This is a genomic window from Xenorhabdus yunnanensis, from assembly GCF_028598805.1.
Lineage (GTDB): Bacteria > Pseudomonadota > Gammaproteobacteria > Enterobacterales > Enterobacteriaceae > Xenorhabdus > Xenorhabdus yunnanensis.
The window spans coordinates 1-1,522 of sequence record NZ_JAQRFI010000155.1 but is presented as its reverse complement, the minus strand read 5'-3'; the positions used below and the strand labels follow the sequence as shown (position 1 = coordinate 1,522).

The following is a 1,522-nucleotide window of genomic DNA, read 5'->3' as shown; positions in this document are numbered from 1 at the left end:
CAGTTCCATGCGGCGAATGCCGCTGCTCCAGAGCACTTCCAGCATCACCCGGTTGCGGAAGCCGTGCAGTGTTCCGCAGTCCAGACTGTCGAGCACCTGCCCGATTTCGTCGACATTCATCACCTGTGCGGGCAGGCGTTTTTCTTTTTTCGGCAGCACGAGCTGGTCAGCCGGGTTGTATAAAATCTGGTGACGGCGCAGCAGCGCGCGGAACCACAGCCGCAGGGCATTGAGCCGTTCACGCTGACCGTTGTTGCTGTAGGGTTGCCCGTCCGCCTTACGGTAGGCGCGAAGATAACGCTGCCAGCTTTCCAGCAATGACAGCGAGACCTGCGGTGCCGTGCGGATAGCCCGTTGTTCGCTCCAGTCCACGAACGGCACTAAATAGGCACGGTAGGCCAGCCGGGTCTGTGGGCTTTTCCCCTGTGCCGTCAGGGTGTCCAGCCAGTTGTCCAGTTGCTGGCGTAAGGTCATTACCGTGAAGTCATGCGCGTTTGGCATCAGTCAGCTCCTTGTATTTTTTACGTGAAAGCAAAGCGGTAGCAGTATGGTGTGATTTTATTTTCTTACGTTGCCGGAACAGTGATTTTGTGGTTAGCCAGACTTGCAAGCATTGCACCCTGTCTGGCTGTGGCTTTAGGGCTGTTTTGACTACCCAGACTTGACCCCGACTTGGGGCAGACTTGGTATAGACTTACGCCAGTTCTGTCCAGACTTGCGATCATCATACAGGCACGATCAGGCCGCTTAAGTGTGCGCTGTCGCCGTCACCATCCCAGAGCAGTTCGTATTGCAACAGGTGCCCGCGACTGCCGCCATGAACAAGCAGATATTCCATGTCACTGAGCCGCTGGCAATGTAGCTTAAGCTGGCTATCGCTCCAGTGGGTGTAAGCCCGGATATCCCGCCGGGTAAAACGGACTTCCCGTAATGTCTGCTGCCCGGTCGCTGCCCTGTCCTGCGCCATTTGTTGGATGAGCAATAACAGCTTGCGCGTCTGCGGCGGCATCTCGTCGAGCGTCCGGCCTAAAATTTCATGCGCGAGCTGGTTCGCCAGCCGGATATCGTCTTTCGTGACTTCGATATATTCCAGTGTCCTGCCGCGATGCTCAGCCGTCTTGATGTCCCGCTGGTGCTGGTGCAGCAGGGCAATGCTCTGGATTAAGGTTAAATATTTCATATGGTCACGGCGGGTACGGGTTTTGTCAGACATAAAGGTCAGTTGCGAGGCATACGGGTTCACCACATTCAACGGGCGCAATAACCGCTGGGCGTTCTGATGTAGTTCGGTAAGATAATCCCGCTCGTTCTCAGCCAACAGGCCTTCGAGCGTTTGCTTCTGGCGCTGCAACGCATGGATCGCTTCGGTCTGTTCGCGGGATTCATTGACCGTCAGCACCAGACAGCGGTTCAGCAGCTCTTCATCCACATCAATGGCGGTCGTCGTCAACATCAGCATCACCGGGCCTTTCACCGTGTAGCTTTTGGTGACCAGCGTGCCGGTCGTCTCATCCTTGCCCGT

General features: G+C 56.2%; 2 protein-coding genes and 1 pseudogene. All 3 read right to left on the bottom strand.

The features are described 5' to 3' along the window. Positions 1-501: site-specific integrase (locus tag PSI23_RS21355; protein ID WP_273556956.1), on the bottom strand; the 501-nt coding region annotated here is incomplete at its 3' end. 65 nt (positions 502-566) lie between these two features. Then, positions 567-728: a hypothetical protein gene (locus tag PSI23_RS21350; RefSeq protein ID WP_273556955.1), complete on the bottom strand. Its 162-nt coding sequence runs from the start codon at positions 726-728 to the stop codon at positions 567-569. Beyond that, positions 725-1,522: pseudogene (locus PSI23_RS21345) on the bottom strand (DNA primase); the annotation flags it as partial. The gene PSI23_RS21350 and the pseudogene PSI23_RS21345, both read right to left, overlap by 4 nt.

Excerpts from the sequence above, each read along its gene's own strand:
- PSI23_RS21350 (WP_273556955.1), bottom strand. The coding sequence starts at position 728 with ATGATGATCGCAAGTCTGGACAGAACTGGCGTAAGTCTATACCAAGTC.